Annotated in this window: 21 protein-coding genes; 11 read left to right on the plus strand and 10 right to left on the minus strand. The window is 59.4% G+C overall.

Annotated features, from left to right (window positions below):
• Positions 1 to 96: 96 nt before the first annotated feature.
• The 6 genes from J5Y17_RS09185 (at position 97) to J5Y17_RS09210 (ending at position 4896) form a co-directional block, all read left to right on the plus strand.
• Complete coding sequence (locus tag J5Y17_RS09185; RefSeq protein ID WP_219784951.1) at positions 97 to 666, plus strand: YqgE/AlgH family protein; 570 nt, start codon at positions 97 to 99, stop codon at positions 664 to 666.
• 130 nt (positions 667 to 796) lie between these two features.
• Positions 797 to 2506 (plus strand): acyl-CoA dehydrogenase, encoded by a 1710-nt coding sequence (locus J5Y17_RS09190; RefSeq protein ID WP_219784952.1) that lies wholly within the window; start codon positions 797 to 799, stop codon positions 2504 to 2506.
• Entirely contained in the window at positions 2506 to 3537 is a 1032-nt protein-coding gene (locus J5Y17_RS09195) for an MBL fold metallo-hydrolase (RefSeq protein WP_219784953.1), read from the plus strand. Before J5Y17_RS09190 ends, J5Y17_RS09195 begins: the two co-directional genes overlap by 1 nt.
• Before the next feature lie 2 nt (positions 3538 to 3539).
• Positions 3540 to 4037, plus strand: coding sequence for a DUF6173 family protein (locus J5Y17_RS09200; RefSeq protein WP_219784954.1), 498 nt, complete (start codon positions 3540 to 3542; stop codon positions 4035 to 4037).
• Positions 4038 to 4099: 62 nt separating this feature from the next.
• Positions 4100 to 4234, plus strand: a complete 135-nt coding sequence (locus J5Y17_RS09205) for an aa3-type cytochrome c oxidase subunit IV (RefSeq protein ID WP_219784955.1) — start codon at positions 4100 to 4102, stop codon at positions 4232 to 4234.
• A gap of 32 nt (positions 4235 to 4266) precedes the next feature.
• Entirely contained in the window at positions 4267 to 4896 is a 630-nt protein-coding gene (locus tag J5Y17_RS09210) for a hypothetical protein (RefSeq protein WP_255571991.1), read from the plus strand.
• On the opposite strand, the gene J5Y17_RS09215 is transcribed toward J5Y17_RS09210, so the two are convergent.
• The 4 genes from J5Y17_RS09215 to greA form a co-directional block, all read right to left on the minus strand.
• Positions 4893 to 5216 carry an AzlD domain-containing protein gene (locus J5Y17_RS09215; RefSeq protein ID WP_219784956.1) on the minus strand — a complete coding sequence of 108 codons (324 nt, stop codon included), beginning with the start codon at positions 5214 to 5216 and terminating at the stop codon, positions 4893 to 4895. The genes J5Y17_RS09210 and J5Y17_RS09215 overlap by 4 nt on opposite strands.
• On the minus strand, positions 5213 to 5929 hold the full coding sequence (locus J5Y17_RS09220) for an AzlC family ABC transporter permease (protein WP_219784957.1): 717 nt from the start codon (positions 5927 to 5929) through the stop codon (positions 5213 to 5215). Before J5Y17_RS09220 ends, J5Y17_RS09215 begins: the two co-directional genes overlap by 4 nt.
• A gap of 101 nt (positions 5930 to 6030) precedes the next feature.
• Positions 6031 to 7050 carry a hypothetical protein gene (locus J5Y17_RS09225; protein ID WP_219784958.1) on the minus strand — a complete coding sequence of 340 codons (1020 nt, stop codon included), beginning with the start codon at positions 7048 to 7050 and terminating at the stop codon, positions 6031 to 6033.
• A gap of 15 nt (positions 7051 to 7065) precedes the next feature.
• The gene (gene greA, locus J5Y17_RS09230; RefSeq protein ID WP_219784959.1) at positions 7066 to 7536 is read right to left on the minus strand and encodes a transcription elongation factor GreA; all 471 of its coding nucleotides are present in this window, start codon (positions 7534 to 7536) and stop codon (positions 7066 to 7068) included.
• Between the two features lie 236 nt (positions 7537 to 7772).
• Here greA and J5Y17_RS09235 point away from each other — a divergent pair, with 236 nt between their 5' ends.
• The 5 genes from J5Y17_RS09235 to J5Y17_RS09255 all read left to right on the plus strand — a co-directional run bounded on the left by J5Y17_RS09235 (position 7773) and on the right by J5Y17_RS09255 (position 13927).
• Positions 7773 to 8765, plus strand: coding sequence for a phosphatase PAP2 family protein (locus J5Y17_RS09235; protein WP_219784960.1), 993 nt, complete (start codon positions 7773 to 7775; stop codon positions 8763 to 8765).
• 46 nt (positions 8766 to 8811) lie between these two features.
• Complete coding sequence (locus tag J5Y17_RS09240) at positions 8812 to 10464, plus strand: electron transfer flavoprotein-ubiquinone oxidoreductase (RefSeq protein WP_219784961.1); 1653 nt, start codon at positions 8812 to 8814, stop codon at positions 10462 to 10464.
• 129 nt (positions 10465 to 10593) lie between these two features.
• Positions 10594 to 12306, plus strand: coding sequence for a tetratricopeptide repeat protein (locus J5Y17_RS09245; RefSeq protein WP_219784962.1), 1713 nt, complete (start codon positions 10594 to 10596; stop codon positions 12304 to 12306).
• The gene (locus J5Y17_RS09250; RefSeq protein WP_219784963.1) at positions 12307 to 13137 is read left to right on the plus strand and encodes a 4-(cytidine 5'-diphospho)-2-C-methyl-D-erythritol kinase; all 831 of its coding nucleotides are present in this window, start codon (positions 12307 to 12309) and stop codon (positions 13135 to 13137) included.
• Positions 13138 to 13156: 19 nt separating this feature from the next.
• Positions 13157 to 13927, plus strand: a complete 771-nt coding sequence (locus tag J5Y17_RS09255) for a metallophosphoesterase family protein (protein WP_219784964.1) — start codon at positions 13157 to 13159, stop codon at positions 13925 to 13927.
• Positions 13928 to 13933: 6 nt separating this feature from the next.
• On the opposite strand, the gene J5Y17_RS09260 is transcribed toward J5Y17_RS09255, so the two are convergent.
• The 6 genes from J5Y17_RS09260 to J5Y17_RS19310 all read right to left on the minus strand — a co-directional run bounded on the left by J5Y17_RS09260 (position 13934) and on the right by J5Y17_RS19310 (position 21806).
• Positions 13934 to 15316 carry a phosphomannomutase gene (locus tag J5Y17_RS09260; protein WP_219784965.1) on the minus strand — a complete coding sequence of 461 codons (1383 nt, stop codon included), beginning with the start codon at positions 15314 to 15316 and terminating at the stop codon, positions 13934 to 13936.
• Between the two features lie 6 nt (positions 15317 to 15322).
• Positions 15323 to 16774, minus strand: coding sequence for a mannose-1-phosphate guanylyltransferase/mannose-6-phosphate isomerase (locus J5Y17_RS09265; RefSeq protein ID WP_219784966.1), 1452 nt, complete (start codon positions 16772 to 16774; stop codon positions 15323 to 15325).
• A 250-nt stretch (positions 16775 to 17024) separates the two neighbouring features.
• Positions 17025 to 17531 carry a hypothetical protein gene (locus tag J5Y17_RS09270; RefSeq protein WP_219784967.1) on the minus strand — a complete coding sequence of 169 codons (507 nt, stop codon included), beginning with the start codon at positions 17529 to 17531 and terminating at the stop codon, positions 17025 to 17027.
• A gap of 165 nt (positions 17532 to 17696) precedes the next feature.
• Positions 17697 to 17978 (minus strand): hypothetical protein, encoded by a 282-nt coding sequence (locus J5Y17_RS09275; RefSeq protein WP_255571993.1) that lies wholly within the window; start codon positions 17976 to 17978, stop codon positions 17697 to 17699.
• Positions 17979 to 18199: 221 nt separating this feature from the next.
• Entirely contained in the window at positions 18200 to 19447 is a 1248-nt protein-coding gene (locus J5Y17_RS09280; protein ID WP_219784968.1) for a polysaccharide biosynthesis/export family protein, read from the minus strand.
• Between the two features lie 259 nt (positions 19448 to 19706).
• Positions 19707 to 21806: a GumC family protein gene (locus J5Y17_RS19310; protein WP_370628911.1), complete on the minus strand. Its 2100-nt coding sequence runs from the start codon at positions 21804 to 21806 to the stop codon at positions 19707 to 19709.
• Positions 21807 to 21899: the final 93 nt, after the last annotated feature.

Below are 21899 nucleotides of genomic sequence, written 5' to 3' on the forward strand. Positions count from 1 at the left end.
CTGCGCGGCAGTCTCTGTGCTGTTTCGCGTCATTTTGCGCAAACATCTGCGTGACGAAGTCTTGCACCTCCGGGCGCATTGCGGTGAGGTGGGGATATGGAACCCGTTTCTTCTGACCTGACAGGTAAACTCCTGATCGCGATGCCGGGCATCGGAGATCCGCGCTTTGAAAACGCGGTGGTTTTTATGTGCGCGCATTCCGATGAGGGCGCGATGGGGTTGATGATCAACAAGCGCTCCGAGGACATCGCCGTCGCTGATGTTCTGGATCAGTTGGAGATCCGACCCAGCCCCGATATGCGGCCCTTGCCGGTGCATTTCGGCGGACCGGTCGAAGTCGGGCGCGGGTTCGTGTTGCATTCGACGGATTATGACGCCGATCATGCCTCAATGGCCGTGAGTGGCGATTATGCCATGACCGCCTCGCGCGAAATTCTGCGCGATATGGCGCGCGGCGCGGGGCCTTTGGAACGGCTTTTGTGCCTTGGATACGCGGGTTGGGGGCCGGGCCAGCTTGAGGGCGAGATTGCCCAGAACGGCTGGCTGAGCTGTGACGCGGATCACGACATCATCTTTTCCACGCCCGATGCGCAGAAATGGGAAGCGGCGCTTTTGTCTTTGGGGGTCAGCCCCGCGCTTTTGTCCGGTGACGCCGGACGCGCTTGACGCCCCGTCCTCTTGCCAGGCCGTGACGCAGCGTTCGGGTTGGGACGCGCAGTGGGGTTCGTTAGTCTCATAGACAAAATTGCGGTGACTCATAGGTTTGCTAAACTGTCCCGCTCAGGAGGAGACCCACATGACTTATCGCGCGCCGGTTTCGGATTATCAGTTCATTCTCGATCACATCGTCGATTTCGCGTCCGTCTTGGAGAGCGAGAGTTTTGATGAATTGGATGCGGAGACCATCGCGGCCATTCTCTCCGAGGCCGGGAAACTCGCCAGCGATGTGGTCGCGCCGTTGGACCGTGGTGGTGATCTGACGCCTGCCGCGCTCTCCGAAGGGGTGGTGAGAACCTCGCCGGGCTTTGCCGAGGCCCATGGTCAGATTGCCGAGGGCGGTTGGGTCGGGATGTTGGCGGACCCTGAGAATGGCGGCATGGGCTTGCCCCTGACGGTGGCGACCGCCGTCAATGAGATGATGTCGGGCGGATGTTTGTCGCTGTCGCTTCAGCCCTTGATGACCCAAGGCCAGATCGAAGCGCTGGAACACCACGCCTCTGACGCGATCAAAGCGCTCTATATTCCGAAGCTCATCTCTGGCGAATGGACCGGAACGATGAACCTGACGGAATCGGGCGCCGGCTCGGATGTAGGCGCGTTGCGCACCAAGGCGGAGCGCAATGACGATGGCTCCTATTCTATCACCGGCCAGAAGATTTTCATCACCTGGGGCGACAATGATTTCTCCGAGAACGTCTGCCACCTCGTGCTGGCGCGGTTGCCCGATGGGGCGCCGGGCACGAAAGGAATTTCGCTTTTCATGGTGCCGAAAATCCTGCCGAACGATGATGGCTCTTTGGGCGAGGCGAACAGCCTGCATGTGGTGAGTCTCGAACATAAACTCGGCATCCACGGCTCGCCGACCTGCGTCTTGGCCTATGAGGGCGCCAAAGGCTGGCTCGTGGGCGAAGAACATCAAGGCATGAAATGCATGTTCACCATGATGAACAACGCGCGTCTGGGCGTCGGTGTTCAAGGCGTCGGCATCGCCGAGGCCGCGACGCAAAAGGCGTTGGCCTATTCGCAAGATCGTGTTCAGGGCAAATCGCCCTTGGGCAATGAGGGTGCGGGGATCATCGACCACGCCGATGTGCGCCGGATGCTGGCCACCATGCGGGCGGACACCTTTGTCGCGCGCTCGATTTCGCTGGCCTGCGGTGTGGCGCTCGATCTGGGGCGCTCTGACCCGGACCAGCAGGCGCGCGGCGCGTTCCTTATTCCGATCGCCAAGGCGTTTTCCACCGACATCGGGCACGAGGTCGCCCAGATCGGCGTGCAAGTGCATGGCGGCATGGGCTACATCGAAGAAGCCGGTGCGGCGCAATATGCCCGCGACGCGCGGATCACGTCTATCTACGAGGGCACGAATGGCATTCAGGCGATGGACCTTGTCGGCCGCAAGCTGATGGACGGCGGTGACGCGGCCTTTGGGATTTTGGACGAGATCGAGGTCTTTGCCGAAGCCGCGCGTGCGACGCTACCGAACCGCGCGAAAGCCGTCTGGAACGCCGCAGAGACCCTTCGTGAAGGTGTCGAGGCAATGCTTGCGCTGCCGATGAGCGACCGATTTGCGGGCGCCGTGCCCTTCCTTCGCGCCTTTGCCCGCGTGCTGGGCGGGTATTATCACCTCAAGGCCGCGATTGCCGAGGGCGGCGATGGCCCGCGCTCTCGCCTTGCAGCTTTCTACATCAACCGTATGCTGCCCGAGCATACCGCTCTTCTGGCGCAGGCGCGTTTGGGGGCGGAGGATATTTATGCCCTAAGCCCTGAGGACCTGACCGCCTAATGACTGCCCCGATCCGAACGCCCTTCGAGCCACCTGAATTCGGGGGCGTTGTCGAGATCGAAGCCGGCGTGCTCTGGACCCGGATGCCTCTTCCGGTGCCCTTGATACATGTGAATGTTTTTGCCTTCGATGAGGGGGAGGGCTGGACCGTGGTGGACACCGGCGTCGATACGCCGGAAAGCCGTGCGCTCTGGGCGGAGTTCATGGCGGGGCCTCTGGGCGGGCGGCCGATCAAGCGGGTGATCGTGACCCATCACCACCTTGATCACGTCGGTCTCGCGGGGTGGTTGATGTCCGAACACGGCGCGGAACTTCTGACCAGCCGGACCTCCTATCTCATGGCGCGTATGTTGCTCCTTGATATTCAGGATGCTCCGACGCCGGAAATGTGTGCTTTTTGGCGTTCATGCGGGATGTCGGAGGACGTCTACGCCAAACGTCTTTCCGAGCGTCCGTTCAACACCGCCGATGCCGTCAGCCCGCTGCCCTTGGGCTACACGCGGTTGCAGGACGGGGAAGAGATCGAGATCGGTGGCCAGCTCTGGGACATCCGCACCGGCGACGGTCACGCGCCGGAACATCTGACATTCTGGCGTCGCGACGGGGGCTTGGTCATCGGCGGCGATCAGCTTTTGGGTGGGATTTCTCCGAACCTCGGCGTCTCCGCGACCGAACCGATGGCCGATCCGGTGGGCGATTGGATTGCCTCTTGTGAGCGCTTTGTGCCCCATGCCCGCGACAGCCAGTTGGTGCTCACCGGGCACAAGTTGCCTTACACCGGTTTGCCCGCGCGGCTCACGCATCTGATCGAAAACCACCGCCATGCTTTGACGCGATTGACCGAAGTTTTGTCAGAGCCGCGCACGGCCTGTGACTGCTTCGATGTTCTGTTCAAGCGCCCGATCAAAGAGGGTGAATATGGGCTCGCGATGGTGGAGGCGATGGCGCATTGTCGGCATCTCGAACGTCTCGGTGTCGTGACTGGACGCACCCGCGCCGATGGTGCCATCCTGTGGCAAACAGGAGCGTAAATATGTCCGACCAGCAAATCCGCACCACCGCCGAAGCCCATGAAGAGGCCGCGTTGCCACAGGCCCGTGTGGTCCATGCCGATCCGGACACCTGTTCGGCAGAGCAGAAACCCCTGCCCAATGCCATGGTGCGCAAACCGGTCGAGGAGAAAAGCGCCGCCGAATGGGCCTATGAACGTCTGATCCTCTATATCCAGAATTTCGAGGAACAGCTCGACAGCGAACATGAGATCGCGATGGGGTTCGCGGGGTCCGACACGGGGGTGATGCGTATCGAGGGTATCGGTTTTTTCGATCCTGATATCGTGACCTTTTATGGCTCCGATGAAGAAGGGACCAAGACCCAGCTCATCCAGCATGTGACCCAACTGAACGTCATGTTGCGCGCGCTTCCGAAACAGGCGCCGATGGCGCCGCCCGCGCGGATTGGCTTCCGACTTGTGGCCGATCTGGAACAGGAGCGGGGTGTTGAAGGGGCGGAAGGTGTCGTGAGCGGGTGACAGGTGTTCGTGAATCGTCTAATCCATAAGAAAAGACCAAAAAATCGGAGGAGAAACGCACTATGTCGGACCACAAACACGGCGAAATGGATATTTCCGTTCAGGAAAAGACCTTTGATGGTTTTATCAAATGGTCGATTGGGGTTGCAGCCGCATCCATTATCGTTTTGATCATCATGGCCGTATTTAACGGCTAAGTTACTCGTTCTAAAGGCCAGGAGCCGAAACTTTGCACATTTTGCATCGAGCCTTTTGGCTCCTGTCGCTTGTCGTTCTCACCGCATGTGGGGCCGCGGAACCCAAATGGGCGCCTGACGCCGAAGTTGCTCGGTCTCATTACGTCCACGGCGCCCCTTATCAACTGACGCTGTTCACGGTGATCAACAACCGCTCCGGCAATGGCGGTCATAGTTCTCTGATGGTCAACGCGCCGTCCGAGCGTTTGATTTTCGATCCCGCCGGGACGTTTTACCACCCGCATCTGCCGGAACGGAATGACGTGCATTTCGGCATGAGCGACCGGGCCGTCGATTTCTACATCGACTATCACGCGCGTGTGACCTGGCATGTGGTTGAGCAAACAATCGAGGTTAGCCCCGAGGTCGCCACGCTGGCACTCGCAAAAGTGCAGGCCTACGGCGCTGTGCCCAAGGCGATGTGCGCCACCAGTGTTTCCGAAATTCTCTCTGGCCTGCCGGGGTTCGAGGATGCGCCGCGTACCATGTCGCCGAAAAAGCTGATGCAATGGTTCGCAGAACAGCCGGGCGTGACGGAGCAGAAACACTACGATGACAGCCCGGACGACAACGGCCAACTGGTGCAGGCGCCGCCGCTGTTGCTCAATCGCGGCGGAGCTTAACCGAGCACCGCACCCAGCCCGAAGAACAGGCCAAGCCCCGCAAGGATCGCCCAGAGCACGTTCCGGGTCCAAACCCCGATGATGATTGTCACTGCTGCGCAGAATAGGCGCAGCGGATCGGTGTCGGCCTTGGCTCCGATCAGCATGGGGGCGACCACGGCGGGCAGCACCGCGACAGGCGTATAGCGCAAGAGGCGCAACAGCCACGCTGGCAGGGGGCGATCCCCCACAAGACCCAGAAAAGAAAAGCGGATCAGGAATGTGCCGATGGCCATTCCGATGATGATGATCCAGATTTGCGTCGGGCTTGCCTCGATCATGCCGCAGCCTTTCTCTTTTCCATCCAGCTTTCCACCTGTGCGCCCACCAAGAGGGCGGCGACGGCGGCGACCAAAAGCCCGGTGCCATAGGGCATAAAGCTCAACACCAGTACGAGCACGACGGAGGTCAGTGCTGAGGCGACATGCGCCAGCGTCTTGAGCATCGGGGCGACGACGGCCAGAAACGTGATCGGCACGGCGAAATCGACGCCGACGTCCGTGGGGATCATCTCGCCCAAAAGAGCGCCCGCCAGCGTCAAAAGATACCAGGCAATGCCAATCGGAATCGCCACACCAAAGAAATATCCAAGCTTCTCTGACAGGCTCAGATCGGGCTCTTTCTCGAACTTGATACTCGCCAGCGCGTAGGGCTGATCATAGAGCATATAGGCTGCGAAAGCGCGGGTCGCGAGCGAGGCCTTGCCGATATGCGGCGTGATCGCGGCGGAATACATGCCCATGCGCAGGTTCACGGCCAAGGCGGTGGCCAACACGATCACGGTGGGCGCGTTTTCTGTCATGAGTTGAAGCGCGGCCAATTGTGCGGAGCCAGCAATCACGAGGATAGAGAACCCCATGACCTCGGCGACATTGAGCCCGGCCTGCGTGGCAATCGCGCCGAAAATTGCGGCGAAGGGCCAGATCACGATGTGAAAGGGCAGGCCGTCCTTGGCCCCTTTGAGAAATTGCTGTGTGGCGGGTGAGTAAGACATGAGATCAACGTGTTGGGAACTGCTGCACCCTAGGTGAAGGGCGCAGCATAGGCCAATGGCGAAATGTGAAGACGGGCTTTGCGAATGCTGATGGTCGCGGCTTAGTCGAAGGTGCCGGTCACGCGACCCAAAAGCATAAATGCGCGCGCGGTGCGGCAATCGGACAGGGCAGCGATTTCTTCATCCGTGGCGGTCTGTTCGAACTCGGCAAAGGTCTTGTCGAATTTGCGCAGGAAGTGGTGCACGGCATCGCGGAAAATCGCGTCCTGCTTCATCCGCGCAGAGGCCAACGCCAAAGACGACCGGTCGCGCACGCCGCCCAGAGAGGCGACGGCATGACCACGTTCTCCCTTGGCGAAGCGGCGCCAGATCTCGGGCTTGGCGCGGTCGGGGCGCAGATCGTCCATGTAGATGCCGTCTTGCGACAAAAGCGTCAGAACGTCTTGTGCGGCATGGATCAACTGGCTGACCTTGCGATCCGACAGAGCGCGACGGAGCGCCCGAAAGCCCTCTTTGTCGTCGGCGGTTTCCGGAAAATTCATCGCCTTGATGAAATCCGCAACCGACAGAGGGGGCGCGAGGCTTTCCGAGGGGGTGCCAAGTGCCAAAGAGGCCTGTTCTTCGATCAACGCAGGTGCCGGGATCGCGAGTTTGTCCTCGGCGGGCGTCTGGCCCGGACGGATTGAGGTAAAGGTCGCCAGCGTGCTCTCGGTTTTGCGTTGCGCGGCGGCGATCTCTTCGAGTTTTTTCTCGACAGAGGCGTTCGAGCCGCCCTGTTGACCGGACAGGTAGGACTGTCGCATCGCAGAGATCGCCGCCTGCAACCGGCGGCTCTCTTCGCGCATCGTCACAGAGGCGCGCACAGCCAAGGCGCCGACCCAGATCATAGCCACAGGCATGAAAATCGCGATGATCATCATCACGAAGCGGATGCTGTCGAAGCCGCTTTCGCTCGGCCCAGTGCCCACGATCATGAAATAGCCCGCCGTCATGGCCAGCCACACAAGCGACAGGATCGCGGCGATCATTTCCGTGGCCGTGATTCTCGGTGCGTCATCAGGACGTTGATACACACCGAGTTCAATTTTTTTCGGGCTTTCGTCTGCCAAGGGGGCCTCCACGACCGCGTTTCTTGATCAGATATACGCGATCTTGAGGATTTCGTAGGCTTTTTCTCCGCCCGGGGTGCGGACCTCGACGCTGTCGCCTTCGTCCTTGCCGATGAGGGCGCGGGCGAGCGGTGATTTGATGTTCAAAAGCCCGCGCTCGATGTCGGCTTCGTGCTCGCCGACGATCTGGTAGGTTTTTTCCTCATCCGTGTCCTCATCGACGATGGTCACGGTGGCAGAGAACTTGATCGCCCCCGAAAGAGTTTTCGGATCGATCACATCGGTCAGCGACAAAACGCCCTCGAGCTCCTTGATCCGGCCTTCGATGAAGCTCTGTTTTTCGCGTGCGGAATGATATTCGGCGTTCTCGGAGAGATCGCCAAGCTCGCGGGCTTCGGCAATCGCCTGAATGATGGCCGGGCGCTCCACGGATTTCAGTTTTTTAAGCTCGTCGTTCAGCGCGGTATAACCAGCGCGGGTCATGAGAATTTTTTCCATAGGGCCACTCATCTGCACGAAAAAAGCACTGCAGAGACCTGTCGGGGTCTCCGCGTGCTTGTGTTGTTTCAGTTTGTCGACCTACCTGACCCGGAATGGCAGGGATTTTCAAGTGGGTTTTCGGGAAGGTGCCTTAGGCTTTTGTTTCCTGATTTCGCAAAATCCTCGGCTTACGGTCGTATTTATGCCCAATTAAGCCGGCATGTCTGGGGAAAACGCCAGCAAAGGGGCAGCGCGTGGTCGGGTTCGCACGATTTTCTTTTGTCTTCTTCCTCTTCGCCCTTGTGACGACGGTGCTGATCCGTGGCACGACGGAACATATCCCCGGCATCGTCGGCTTTGCCCTTTCGACCATCGCTTACATGGGCGCGGGGCCGTGGGTCATCTGGACTTTGCCGTTTCTTGGTTACTTCGCGTGGAAACACCCGCGACGCTTGGGCGAGGCCGCGTTGGGGTTTGCGGCGACCATCGCGCTGGTCTCCGGTTACACGCTGTTCAAGGCGGTGATCCCGACTTTGGCGCCGTTTTGGGCCGACCCGATGCTGGCCGAATTGGATCGGATGTTGCACGGCGGGCGCGATGCCTGGCAGGTGGCACATGATCTGCGCGGTTGGATCGATACGGATGGTGCGGCCTTTACCTATTCCGGCGTCTGGGGGGCGTTTGCCTTTTCTTTCCCGATGCTTTTGGCTTTGGGCGACAGTGACCCGGCGCGCAAAGCCCGCTATCTGGGCCTCTATGCGCTGTCTTGGGTGCTGCTCGGCAATGTCATGGCTGCTGTGTTTTCCTCCGCCGGGCCGATCTATGCAGATCAGGTCGTGGGCGGGGATCACTTCGCGCCGATGATCGCATCGTTGTCCGATCTGACCTTTCCGGGCACTTCCGTCGAGCGTGTGCAGCAGGCGCTTTGGGCCCAATATATCGACGGCGGAGGCGCGCAACTCGGCGGTTCCGGCATTTCCGCTTTCCCGTCGATGCATGTCGCGATGGCGACGATCTGGGCGCTCTATGTCTCGGAGCGCTCGCGGTTATATGCCCCTGTCGGCATCGGTTTCGCGGCGACGATTCTGTTCCTGTCTGTCTATACAGGATGGCACTACGCGGTGGACGGTTACGCATCTGTGCTCTTCACTGTCGCAATAATTGCCTTTTTGCGAGTTTTTATGCGTCGTAAGGCCCCTGGAACGTCACGAAAATCCACAGCGCAAATTGACCAAGCCCTCGCATAAAGGTTACTTAGGCCAACAAATGCCGCCAGTGCCAGGGAGAACAAACATGTCGCAAATCGAGCGTGAGGCGATGGAATATGATGTCGTGATCGTAGGCGCGGGCCCCGCTGGCCTGTCTGCTGCGATCCGGCTCAAGCAATTGGACGCCGATCTGAGCGTTGTCGTGTTGGAAAAAGGCTCCGAAGTTGGCGCGCATATTCTGTCCGGCGCTGTGCTCGATCCGGTAGGTCTGAACGCATTGATCCCCGACTGGAAAGAGCGTGGCGCGCCGATCACCACCGAGGTGAAGGAAGACCATTTCCACGTGCTGGGCGAAGCTGGCTCAATCCGCATCCCGAACTTCCCGCTGCCGCCTTTGATGTCGAACCACGGCAAATACATCGTGTCGATGGGCAATGTCTGCCGCTGGATGGCGGAGCAGGCCGAGGAACTGGGCGTCGAGATTTTCCCGGGCATGGCGTGTTCCGAGCTGGTTTACGGCGAGAACGGCGAAGTTAAAGGTGTGGTGGCCGGTGTTTTCGGTCTCGAAGCCGATGGCACCATCGGGCCGGACAGTGAGCCGGGGATGGAGCTGCACGGCAAATACGTGCTGATCTCCGAGGGCGTGCGCGGATCTCTGGCCAAAGAGATCATCGCGAAATATGACCTTCAGGCCGGTCGCGACGCACAGAAATTCGGTCTCGGCATGAAAGAGATCTGGGAAATTGACCCCGAGAAGCATCGCGAAGGCAAAGTCTGGCACTCGATGGGCTGGCCTCTCGGCTCCAACGCGGGCGGCGGTGGCTTTGTCTACCACGCTGAAAACAATCAGCTGTACCTCGGTTTCGTGGTCCACCTGAACTACAAAAACCCCTATCTCTTCCCCTACATGGAATTCCAGCGCTTCAAACAGCACCCGCTGGTGAAGGAACTGCTCGAAGGCGGCAAACGCGTTGCTTATGGCGCGCGTGCGATCTCCGAGGGCGGCTACCAGTCGATGCCGAAAGCGGCCTTCCCCGGTGGTGCTTTGTTGGGCTGTTCCGTCGGCCTCGTCAACGTGCCGCGGATTAAGGGCAACCACAACGCGATGCTCTCTGGTAAGGCGGCGGCGGAACACGCCTTTGCTGCGATCCAGGAAGGGCGCTCCGGCGACACGCTTGAGAGCTACGAGACCGAGCTGCGCGAGGGCGCGGTGGGCAAGGATCTCAAGCGCGTGCGCAACGTCAAACCGCTCTGGTCCAAGTTCGGCCTCACCGCGTCTTTGGCGCTCGGCGGCTTTGACATGTGGACCAACCAAATCTTCGGTGGCTCGCTGTTCGGCTCCGTGAAGCACGGCAAAACCGACGCGCAATCGACCGGCAAAGCCGAGAAGTTCAAACCGATCGACTATCCGAAGCCGGATGGTGTGATCTCGTTCGATCGTCTTACCAACGTGTCCTTCGCGGCCACGAACCACGAGGAAAGCCAGCCCTGTCACCTGAAACTCAAGGACCCGCAGGTGGCGATTGACGTAGATTACAAAGAATTCGGGGGGCCGTCGCAGCGCTACTGCCCGGCCGGTGTCTACGAATATCTGACGGAAGAGGGCGAAGAGCCGAAGTTCGTGATCAACTTTCAGAACTGCGTGCACTGCAAGACCTGCGACATCAAGGAAACCAGCCAGAACATCACCTGGACGGTGCCCCAAGGTGGCGACGGCCCGAACTATCCGAACATGTAAGCCTCTCACGGCAACGTGTTTTCCAAGACCGACAACGGGGGCCAAGGCGGCCCCCGTTTGCATTGCGGAGGGTCGGTTTGGCGGCTAGTCTCAGGGCCACGCAGGAAAAAATGTCCAAGGAGACCACAGGTGACACAACGCAAAGGCCGCATGATTTCCGCCATTACGGCCATTGGCCTCTTGCTTGGGAGTGGGGCCGCGCTTTCTCCTGTCTCCGCTTTGGCCGACGCAGGCTCCTATTTGGCGGCGCGCCAGGCGACGATGGACCGCAGTTTTCAGGACCTCACAGCCTATGCCGCCCGCGCTCTTGCGTCGGACCCGAAAAATCCTGTTCTACTCGAATCCGTGATCTCCGCGCATATTTCCATGGGCGAATTCGACGCGACCAAGGGCTACGCGGCGCTGTTGAATCAGATCGAGCCGGGCAACCAGATCGCCTCCATGGCCGATCTGACGCTTTTGGCGCGGGATGGCGATTACGACGGTCTCATCGACGCCCTTGAGAGCGGGCAAAGCATCAGCACCGTGGTGGATGGCCTTATGCTGGCTTGGGCCCATGTCGGTCAGGGCGATATGTCCGGCGCCTTGGAGCTTTTTGACGAAGGCACCGGAATGGGCGAGGGCTTTGAGCATTTCGGCGCCTACAACAAGGCTTTGGCCTTGGGGCTCGTTGGTGATTTCGAGAGCGCCTTGGCGATCCTGACGGAAAACGGTGTCCGCGATGCGCGCACCTCCGTTCTGGCCAAGGTTGAAATTCTCAGCCAGCTGGAACGCAACGGCGAAGCGCTGGCCGTTCTGAACGATGCCTTTGGCGATGGCGTGTTGGACCCGGAGCTTGAAGAGATGCGGGCCGCGCTGAGCGCGGGCGACACCTTGCCCTTCACCGTCGTTCGCAGTGCGAGCGACGGGATCGCCGATGTGTTTTTTGCAGTTGCCGCCGCCCTCGATGGGGGCCTCGATGATGCTTACACCCTGCTCTACGCCCGCATCGCCGAGGCGTTGCGCCCGGATGAAGCCGCCTATGTGCTCAATGTGGCCTCGCTTTTGGAACGCCTGGGCAATTATGATCTGGCGACCATGGCCTATGACAGCATTTCGCAAGATGATCCGGCCTTTCCGATTGCAAGTCTCGGACGCGCTGGCACCCTGCGTGCGGCCGGTAAGGATGAGGCCTCTCTCGAGGTGCTGCGCCAGCTGACAAAGGCCTATCCCGAGATGGACAATGTCCATATCGCGCTTGGAGACGCTCTGCGTAGTGCAGAGCGCTACGAGGAGGCTGTAGAGGCCTATTCCGTGGTGATCGAACGCCATCAGCCGCCGACCCGTGCGCTCTGGCCGCTCTATTTCACCCGTGGCACGGCCTTTGAGCGGCTTGGCGAATGGGAAAAATCCGAAACCGACCTGCGTCAGGCCTTGGCACTCGAACCCGATCAGCCGCGTGTGCTGAACTATCTGGGCTATTCGTTCTTGGAGCTGAAAACCAATTTCGACGAGGCCATGGAGATGATCCGCAAAGCCGCCGAGGCGCGCCCTCAGGATGGCTATATCACCGACAGTCTCGCTTGGGGGCTCTATCGCCTGCGCCGCTATGAAGAGGCCGTCGAGCCGATGGAGCGGGCCGTCGAATTGATGCCGGTCGATCCGATCATCAATGACCATCTGGGCGATGTCTATTGGGCGGTGGGTCGTGATCGCGAGGCGCGGTTCCAGTGGCAACGCGCGCTGTCCTTTGAGCCGGAAGAGGAGGAGGCCGACCGCATTCGTCGCAAACTCGACGTCGGATTGGATCGTGTCCTGATCGAAGAAGGCGAGGAGCCGACGCGCATGGGGTCGGATGGATAAATGACGGTCAAGGTTTTCGCCCCTGCCAAGATCAATCTGACACTTCATGTCACGGGCCAGCGTGACGACGGCTATCATCTTTTGGACAGTCTGGTGGCCTTTGTCGATTTGGGCGATCAGGTGACGGCGCGCCCCGCTTCTACGTCTTCGCTTTCTGTGACCGGTCCCTTTGCTGAGGGCCTGCCGACCGATGGATCGAATCTTGTGATGCGGGCTGCGGAGCTTTCCGGGACGCCGATGGAGATGGTGCTCGATAAACGACTGCCTCCCGCCTCCGGGATTGGCGGCGGATCAAGTGACGCGGCGGCCACTCTGCGCGCCGCCGCACGTTTGGGCGCGGAGCCGGTGTCGGCAAAACAGGCTTTGTCCTTGGGGGCGGATGTGCCCGTGTGTTTGGCGGCCAAGCCCGTGCGGATGCGCGGGATCGGCGATGCGTTAAGCCCTGTGAACATGCCCGCGCTGCATATGGTTTTGGTCAATCCTCGTGTCGAGGTGTCGACGCCTTCTGTGTTCAAAGCTCTGGAAAGCAAGGTCAATATGGAGATGCCGGATCTCCTGCCCGAATGGCCCGACAGCCTGTCTTTCATCGATTGGCTGGGCACACAGCGCAATGATCTGGAACGCCCTGCGGTGAAGCTGGCCCCTGAAGTGGCGGCTGCTCTCGCAGCTTTGGCCTTGGCTCCGGGAGCGCTGATGGTGCGCATGTCGGGGTCGGGGGCGACGTGTTTTGCACTGTTCGAGAACCGCTACAAAGCAGATGCCGCAGCACTCCAATTGGCCGAAGGCAATCCGTGGTGGTGGGTCAAATCGGCCAGCACGCTGCCCGGATGACAGGCTAGAGGACCGCGAAATGTTCAAGCGTTTGCGTCGTCAGCCAGTGTCCGAGGTGAGTTTCTCAACACGAAGAGGGCAGACCCTTCCAACGCCGGATGAGGCGCTCGCGGTCGTCGGCGACATTCACGGTCAGATCCGATGTCTCGATGACATCCTTGAAAAACTCGCGACACAGGCGCCACGGGCGCGTTGGATATTTGTTGGCGATGTCATCGACCGCGGCGACCATAGTGCGGATGTCCTGTCGCGGCTCAGAGAGGTCGAGGCGGAGCGCCCTGACACGATTTGCCTGCGGGGCAACCACGAAGACATGATGCTGAAGTTTCTGCGCGCTCCGGAAGAAGCGGGCAATCGCTGGATGCGTCATGGCGGGTTGCAGACTATGGCGAGTTTTGGTGCGTTTCAGCTTGGGGTGCAAAACTCAGGCGAGGCCCTGCGGCTGGCCCGCGATCAGCTTTTGGAGCGACTGCCCGATGGTTTGGTCGAGTGGTTGTCAGTGAGGCCCTATTGGTTTCAAAGCGGAAATGTTGCTGTGGTACATGCAGGCGCCGACCCGGAGAAACCCATCGCCGAACAGGATCCGCAGAGTTTGATGTGGGGGCACAGAGGATTTCGGCGTCAGATGCGGCCAGACCGAGTTTGGGTCGTGCATGGGCATACGATCGTCGATATGCCTGAGGAGCGCAGCAGGGTGATCTCCATCGACACCGGCGCCTATGCCACGGGGCGGCTGACCGCGGCGCTCATCACGGACGGACATGTGGAATTTGTGCAAACGGCTCCTTGATAGGCTCTAAAGTACCGCTTTTTCGACATTCTGATAGGCAGATCGGACCAGCGTTTGCGCTTTCTCTTCACTGGCTGCCTGCGCATAGATGCGAAATTCGGGCGCATTGCCGGAGGGGCGCAGGTGGAGCACATCGCCGCTTTTGAAATCGACGCGCAGTCCGTCGGTGAGGTCCACCGCGACAATCGTGCCGAAGGGAGCAAAAAAAGCCGCGCGCGTGTCGGCGTCTGCAATCAGCCCGTCGAGAAAGACCTTGGCCTTGTAGCGATCGATTTCTTGCACCCGGTCGGCCGCGGTGAAACAGGGCGGCAGGTCGGAGACCAATGCGGACAGGCTCTGCCCGGCCTGTTTTGCGGCCACCAGAGGTGCGAGGATCGGCAGGATGCAGTCACGGGTCGGCAGTGGCGAAAGCGGGGCGTTCAGAACCGACTCGAAGCCTAAGAGGAAGCCGCCATTGGCCTCAAATCCGACCACTTGTGGGTGTTTGGCCTCGGCCATGCCCGCGATCACGAAGGGCGAGCCGATCTTAGTCAGGATCACCTCGTCGAATTCGGGAAGGCGGCGGACCATGTCGTTAGAGGACACCGGTGTGACCACGGACTTTGCACCTAGAACCTGCGCGCTCAACACGCCGAGAATGTCGCCGGGAATGACTTTGCCCGTCTCATCGGTGAGCATCGGCCGGTCGGCATCGCCATCGGTCGAGGCAATGGCGTCGAGCTGATTGACCTGACACCAAGCGCGCAATTTCTCGCGGGTCTCGGGGTCGACCGCTTCGGTGTCAACGGGGATGAATGTGTCGGAATGGGCCAGCGACACGATGTCTGCGCCGAGGCCTGTGAAGATCGCCTCCATCGTGTCGCGGGCCACGGAGGAATGGCGATAGACACCGATTTTGAGGCCTTCGAGTGCGCCTTTTCGAAAGGCGTCGATGTAACGCGCGATATAGAGCGTTTCGGCCTCGGGGGCCGCCTGGCATGCGCCGCTCGTCGCGCCCTTATAGCGTGTCTTATCCGCATAGGCCGCGTTGATTGCCGCCTCGTCCGCCTTCGACACTTCTCCCTCGGGTAGATAGAATTTCAAGCCATTGCGGTCAGCCGGGATGTGACTTCCGGTCACCATGATCGCAGGGGCTTTGGCCGCCATTGACGACAGCGCCAGCGCGGGTGTCCCGAGCGCGCCGCAGTCGATCACGTCCACGCCCGCGGCTCGCGCCGTGGCACAGATAGTCTCGGCAATGCGTGGGGAGGAGGGTCGCAAATCTTGGCCCACATAGAGCGTGTCGGATTTCACCGTGCTGAGAAAAGCATGGACATAATCTGCGACGAGGTCGTCGGTCAGCTCGGTGACGAGCCCGCGCAGGCCACTGGTGCCGAATTTGGGAGCCATATTCTCTTAACCTTTTGCGCCTTGTCCGCGGGAATAGACATCCTCGTAACGGATGATGTCGTCCTCGCCAACGTAAGACCCGGTTTGCACCTCGATCAAAACCATCGGCACTTTGCCGGGATTTTCCATCCGGTGCACGGCGCCCAAAGGAATGTAAACGGATTGATTCTCCGTCACCAATTGCACTTCATCATCGACGGTGACGCGCGCGGTGCCTTCGACCACGATCCAGTGTTCGGAGCGGTGAAAGTGGCTTTGCAGGCTGAGTGCAGCGCCGGGGTGGACGTGGATGCGCTTCACCTGAAAACGCCCGCCGACAACAAGACTTTCGAACCAACCCCAAGGGCGGTGATCTTTTGGGAACTGAGTGGCTTGGCCCGCCCCTTTGGCCTTGAGCGCGGTGACGGCTTTTTTCACATCCTGCGCGCGGGACATGTCGGCAACCAAAACCGCGTCATTCATCGCGATGGCCATGATGTTGTCGAGACCGATGCCGACCACTTCAAGGCGGTCGCTGTCGGAGCGGATGAGGCTGTCTTTACAGTCGATTGCGGTCGCATCGCCAGAGGTGACGACGCCGTTCTCGTCGGGGCCCGCCTCGCGCCAGACCGCGTCCCAGCCACCTAGGTCGGACCAGCCGCCGTCAAAGGGAACAACGGCCAGATTGTCGGCCTTTTCCATGACCGCGTAGTCGATGGAAATATCTTCGGCGTTGGACCATGCCGGCGGGTCAAGGCGCAGAAAGCCGAGATCAACCTGTGCGGCTTCGACTGCCACTGAGACCGGCTCGGTCAGGCCGGGGGCGTATTCTTGGAAGGCGGAGATGATGTCCTTGGCCTTAAATAGAAAAATTCCCGCGTTCCAGAGGAAGGTCCCGGCAGCGACCATCTCTTCGGCTCGGTCCGCATTGGGTTTTTCCACGAACTGTTTGAGATCCACGGCGGAGCCGGACGCGTCTGGCTGTGCAGTCAGTTCAAGATAGCCATAGGCGGTTTCCGCGTGTGTCGGCTTGATGCCGAAGGTGACGAGTTTGCCCGCGCCGAGTGCGGCCAGACCTTTTTCAATCGCGGCATGGAAGGCAGCAATATCCGGGACCACATGATCGGAAGGCGCCACCAACATGATGGCGTCGGGGTCATTTTCAATGAGGTAGAGGGCTGCGGCAAAGATCGCGGGGGCGGTGTTGCGACCCTCTGGCTCAATCAGGATTGCGCCGGGATCAATGCCGATCGCAGAGAGCTGTTCGGTCACGATGAAGCGGAAATCTGAACCTGTGAGCACCGTGGGCGCCGTGAAGTCCAGTGTGCCGCTCTGGCCGCTCAGACGTTTGGCCGAGGCCTGAAACAGGGTTTGCTCATTGACCAGGGGAACGAATTGCTTTGGATAGCTCTTGCGCGAAAGAGGCCAAAGCCGAGTTCCTGAACCGCCGCACAAAATAACCGGTGTAATCAAAGGCATTCATTCGTTCCCTGATCCGCAATCGACTTTACCTACCTATCTTTGATAGATGTGTAACCTGCATGAAGTCTAGGGGAAGTCGCGTCTAAGGCGAGTGATCTGGCCTCTGCGTCAAATATGCCCGATTCGCAGGATTTTTGGTTATAAACTCTACGAAACCGTATTCTCGGACCGCTGCTTTTTGGTCTTCGGTAAAGTTCTGTCCTGAGAGATAGCTCTACCTATGCGTGAATCATTGTGATCCTAAGTATCAATGGCAGCGCGGCACGCCTTTTCTGATCACCTCGGCTCCGGACAACCGGGTGACGCTATAAATTTTGTGGCGCGCTGTGTTCATGTACCACTGCCTCAAGGCATCCGGAAAATGCGCGGCGATCAAGTTGGACCAGTGATCGAACTCTGCCGGGCTCAACTTTTTACCGAGCCGGTAGGGGCCATGAAACGCAAAGACGGCGCGCGGGGAGACGCAGACATTGTCGGCGCCAAGAAACATCGTGCAGCTCGATACGCAGTCGCCGCGCCGGATTTCGACCCTTTGTCCAAGCCGGTTGATTTCTGCAATCTCATTGTAGCGCGCTTGGACGCCACCGCCCGGATCGCCGGTGATAATGATGGTTGCACCGGGTTGGTTGGACCGCGATTGAATGGCGTGGGGAACGGCCTGGGCAGGACCTCCAACGCCAATCCCCAATAGGCTCGCGCCCAACAACAGGGCGGCAGGAATGTCGTAAAGCCGCGTGACGGTTTTGAAAAGCATGGCAACCCCCCTGATGAAACATCGGGGTGTTCTTCCCCAGCACCGAAGCGGATCGGTTCAGGAAAGAGCAAAGCAGAGAATGTCTAAGGAAGTGTTGAGCTCTGCGGACCAGATATGAAAAAGGCACCTCGAGAGGTGCTTTTTCAGAAGAGAGTCGAACTGTGATCAGTTCGTGGTCGAGGTGGTGGCCGTCGTCGATGTCGTGGAGGTCGAGCTTCCGCCGCCCGCGAGAGCTGCAACCCCTGCGGCCGCGAGAGCCGGGGCAATCACGGGCACAAAGTTCTGCACATCGCCGACGGGCGGCAGGTTGAGACATGCCGGGGATCCGACATTGGCAGGCAGGGCACAATCAAGCGCCGGAGCGGACTGCGCCATCGCATTTGTCGCGGACAATGTTACGGCGGAGAGCGTCAGGAAGGCGTATTTCGACATGGTGAATTTGGACATGATGAACTCGCAATGTTTTCGGGAGAGGGGCTCTTGCACGGCAAGAGAATCTAATTCGTCTTAAGGTTGAGTATAGGCGATTCATCGCAAAAATGCATGAGGAAAGCTTAAATTCGCCCTTTTTTGCCGAAAACAGGCACTTTCAACTCTTTCGCCGGAGAGCATCGGCACAATTCCTGTGCCGACTGCACACAGTTTCCCCGTTCGAAAATCACATCACCTCATCCGGCAGCAGCGCTGGCGCCGATCGAAATAATGGTTGGCGTGATCTGGTCGATCGTGCGCTTCCATCGTGTGATTGGTTGCTCGGCGATGAAGACGATGTCATTCGGGCGCAATTCGAACCGGGTGGCCAAGGTCAGTGCGGCGACGTTGCTCGTGTCAAGTTTCCAGGCCGTCAGCGAGTCGAATTCCATCGGATCCGTGGAACCACGCAGGACATAAACCTGACGCGGATCAGCAGTGGAGGACGCAAGGCCTCCGGCTCCCTCATAGAGCGCATCTGCAAGGCTCGCCTGACGCCCAAGCGGCAGGTCGAAACGTCCCTGCGTTTTCACTTCGCCGGTTAGGTACACATAGTCGCGCTCCGCAGCATCAAATTCGGTGAGGGCGCGGTAGTTGTCGCGGGCTTCGTTAAGTTGATCGCGACGCAGGGCGACCTCTGCCTGAAGCTGGGCCAGAGCCGTGGTGCGGGCGCCTTGGCGATATTGCGCCAGTTGGATTTGCTGCGCGAAATATGCCGAGGCCTGATCGAGCTGATATGTGTCGTCGACGAAAATACTGTCACCGGGCTGGAGCACGATCTTCTTGATGCTGCTGTTGGAATAGAGTTCCTCAAGCGGAATTTGGTAAATCGTTCCGTCGCGATAGAGGCGCACTGAGGTGTAATCGAGGTTCGACGCCGTGGTTCCGCCCGTCGTTGCGAGCGCTTCGTCCAGATAGAGAGGGGTCAGGGTGATCGGTACAACGCCGGGATCTCTGACAGCACCACCGATAGAGACTTTCTTGGAATTGAATTGCGAAACCTCGAGGCTGAAGGTCGGCTCGATCTGGGCGGAGACCAGGCTTTGGAACAGTTTGGCTTCGGCCTCTTCGAGCGTCATGCCTGCGATGGACACGCGTCCGACGTCGGGGATCGCGATGCTGCCATCGTCCTGCACTGTATAGCCCTGACGGCTGTTTTGCGCGGCGAGCAGGCCAGACAGCTCTTCGATGGAATTGCCGGAGGGGGTGGCCAGAAGGATCACATCCCCAACACCGATCTTGTAGGGCTGAGGGGTGACATCGGGCGGAAGGCGTGTCTCAAGCGCATTCGGACGGGTTTGCGCCGTATAGGCGGGTTCGGGTACGGCGCCGGTGCCGCGAATGCCGCCGCCGGTGCCGCTTGTCATATTGAAGACGGCGGGCAGTTCGCGTGGCGCGTAGGACGACCTGTTGGCGACGAGCACGGACTGGGGCGTAACTTCCATGACGCGGACTTTCGCCTCATCCGTCGTTCCGGCGACAACGCGCTGACTCTTATAAACTGTCCCACAGGAGGAGAGCGTCAAGGCGGTGAGAATAACAACTGCTATACGCAAGAATACAGGCCCCTATCTAAGGTCGGCGTTGCGTCTACGCATGGCGAAAAATTGCCATTCAAACCATTTGGTCTGGGGGCTAAGTCTTGGAATAGGCTTCTGCGCATCACATCCGCTTTCGTGTTTGTGTCAAAGTTAGGCGGTTCGATCAGTTTGTATAATATTGGCTGCCATAGGCGCCGTAAGCGCCATAGCTGTCGCCATAGCCATAGTTTCGCATGCCTTTCGGGTCGATTTGGTTGAGCACCAGACCGTTGATCCGCCCCCCGACCATATCGAACATTCGCAAGGCGTCGCGCAGCTGTGTCTTGGAGGTTTTGTCCCAATGCACAGTGAACAGGACCGTGTCCGCGAGTTGGGCGACGACACGGGCGTCCGGCACGACGAGAACGGGCGGCGTGTCGATGATCACGATGTCATAGGTTTCACGCGCCGTGTCGATAAAGCTCTTGAATTGCTGCGACGACAGGATGTCGGCAGCATTCACATCGGTCTGTTCGCTGATCAGAATATCCGCGCCGAGCACGGGATCATGAATGGCCGCTCCGGCGAGAGAGGTTTCTCCCGAGAGCACGGCCATCATGCCCTTGGCATCTTTGACGTCGAGGTATTGGCTAAAGACACGACGGCGAATGTCGCCCTCGATCAAAAGAACCTTTTTGCCCAGCCCGACGAAATTCTGCGCCAAGGCGAACGAGACGGTCGTCTTGCCCTCTCCCGGTAAGGCCGAGGAGAGCATGATGACTTTCGGCGTTCTATCCATGCTGGACAAAAGAACAGAGGTTCGCAGGTTTCGTATGGCTTCGGCCGCCGCGGAAGTGGGCTTTGCTGCGAGATACTCAAGCGCATCTCGGCGGCTCGAGGTCGGAAAAATCGGCAGTTGTCCCATGACGGGCATACCGGTGTCTTCCTCAAGCTCCGACGACAGACGATACCCGTTCTGGCGCATTTCCCAAAGCAACACGCCGCCGATGCCAATGATGGCGCCAACAATGATGGACATGGCCAGAATGAGCGATTTGCGGGGCTCTGAGGGGCCACCGGGCAGGACGGCATTCGACAGAATGCGGCTGTCGGCGCGCTGAATGCCCTCTTGGGCGGATGTTTCTTTGAGGCGGCTCAGAAAATACTCATAGAGCAGGCGGCTGGCCTCGGCCTCGCGTGTCAATTGTTGAAGCTGGATCAATTCGTCGCTCTGCCGCGCAATATCCGCCTCACGCGCAGTGACGCTGGTCATCAAGGCCTGAACCTGAGCCTCTGCCCGTTGAACCTGAATGTCAGCGAGGTTGACGATCTGGCGAAACCGCGCGTCAAACGCTGGGCCGGGCCCATTTTCGCGAAGGATCGTTTCAAGACGCGGATCGGCAGCGAGCGCGACTTTCTCTTCGGGTGACGCGTCTTGTGCGTTTTCCAGAGCGCTCAGTCGTTCCGTGTCTGCGGCAAGAGAGGATCGAAGGGCTTGAAGCCTGTCGCGCAGTTCTTTGAGTTGGCGTTCGAGTGCCTGCACAGTTTCGATGCTGACCACCTCGGAATTGGAGGAGAACTCCGCGACGCGTGCCTCGGCTTGCTCAAGCTCGATCTTGAGATCGGCGACGCGCGAGGTGAGCCATTCCGAGGCATCGCGGGTCGCTTCGAACTTCACGTCCATCTGATAGAGGATGTATTGTTCCGCCACCGTGTCCGCGAGCATCGCCGATTTCGCGGGGTTTTCCGTCTCCATCGTGATCTGCAATACATAGGTGTTCGGCAGGTTGCGCACGGACATCTGCCCCAAAAGGGCATTGATTGCGCTCCTGACCTGTTGGTCTGCGCTCGGCGAGACCGGTGTCGCGCCAGTCACGAGGTTTTTGAGTTTTGTCTTGAGGCTCAGCGGGCGCAGCGCACCATTGAATTCCGGATCCTGTGTCAAATCGGCGGCGTTGACCACACGTTCGAGAAGCCGGCGACTTTTGAGGACCTCGACTTCGGTGTTGATGGCCTCGGATTCCGCTCCGAGACTTGGCAGCACAGCGCCAAGATCGATCAGTTGATCCTGTGCCGTATCGAGAAGGACAACCGAGGTCGCACGGTATTTCGGCACCGCGATTTTATAGGTGTAGATGGTGCCGGCAGCCATGCAGAGGATCACACTTGCGAGGATCCAAAGCTTCTTACGCCACATCGTTCGGAGCAATGCGCCGAGATCGATCACATCGTCATCTGAGGACGCGTTTGGCGGAGTCTGACGGATGGGTCGATCTAGGGACACGTTGTTCTCATTCACTGCAATTTGCCGATATTCTTCATGTTCGCTGTCTTCTGGCGCAGCTCCATGCGCCTTGTTGGTCTTTGTTTCACTTAT

Origin of the sequence: Celeribacter sp. PS-C1 (assembly GCF_019429625.1) — a bacterium.
GTDB lineage: Bacteria > Pseudomonadota > Alphaproteobacteria > Rhodobacterales > Rhodobacteraceae > Celeribacter.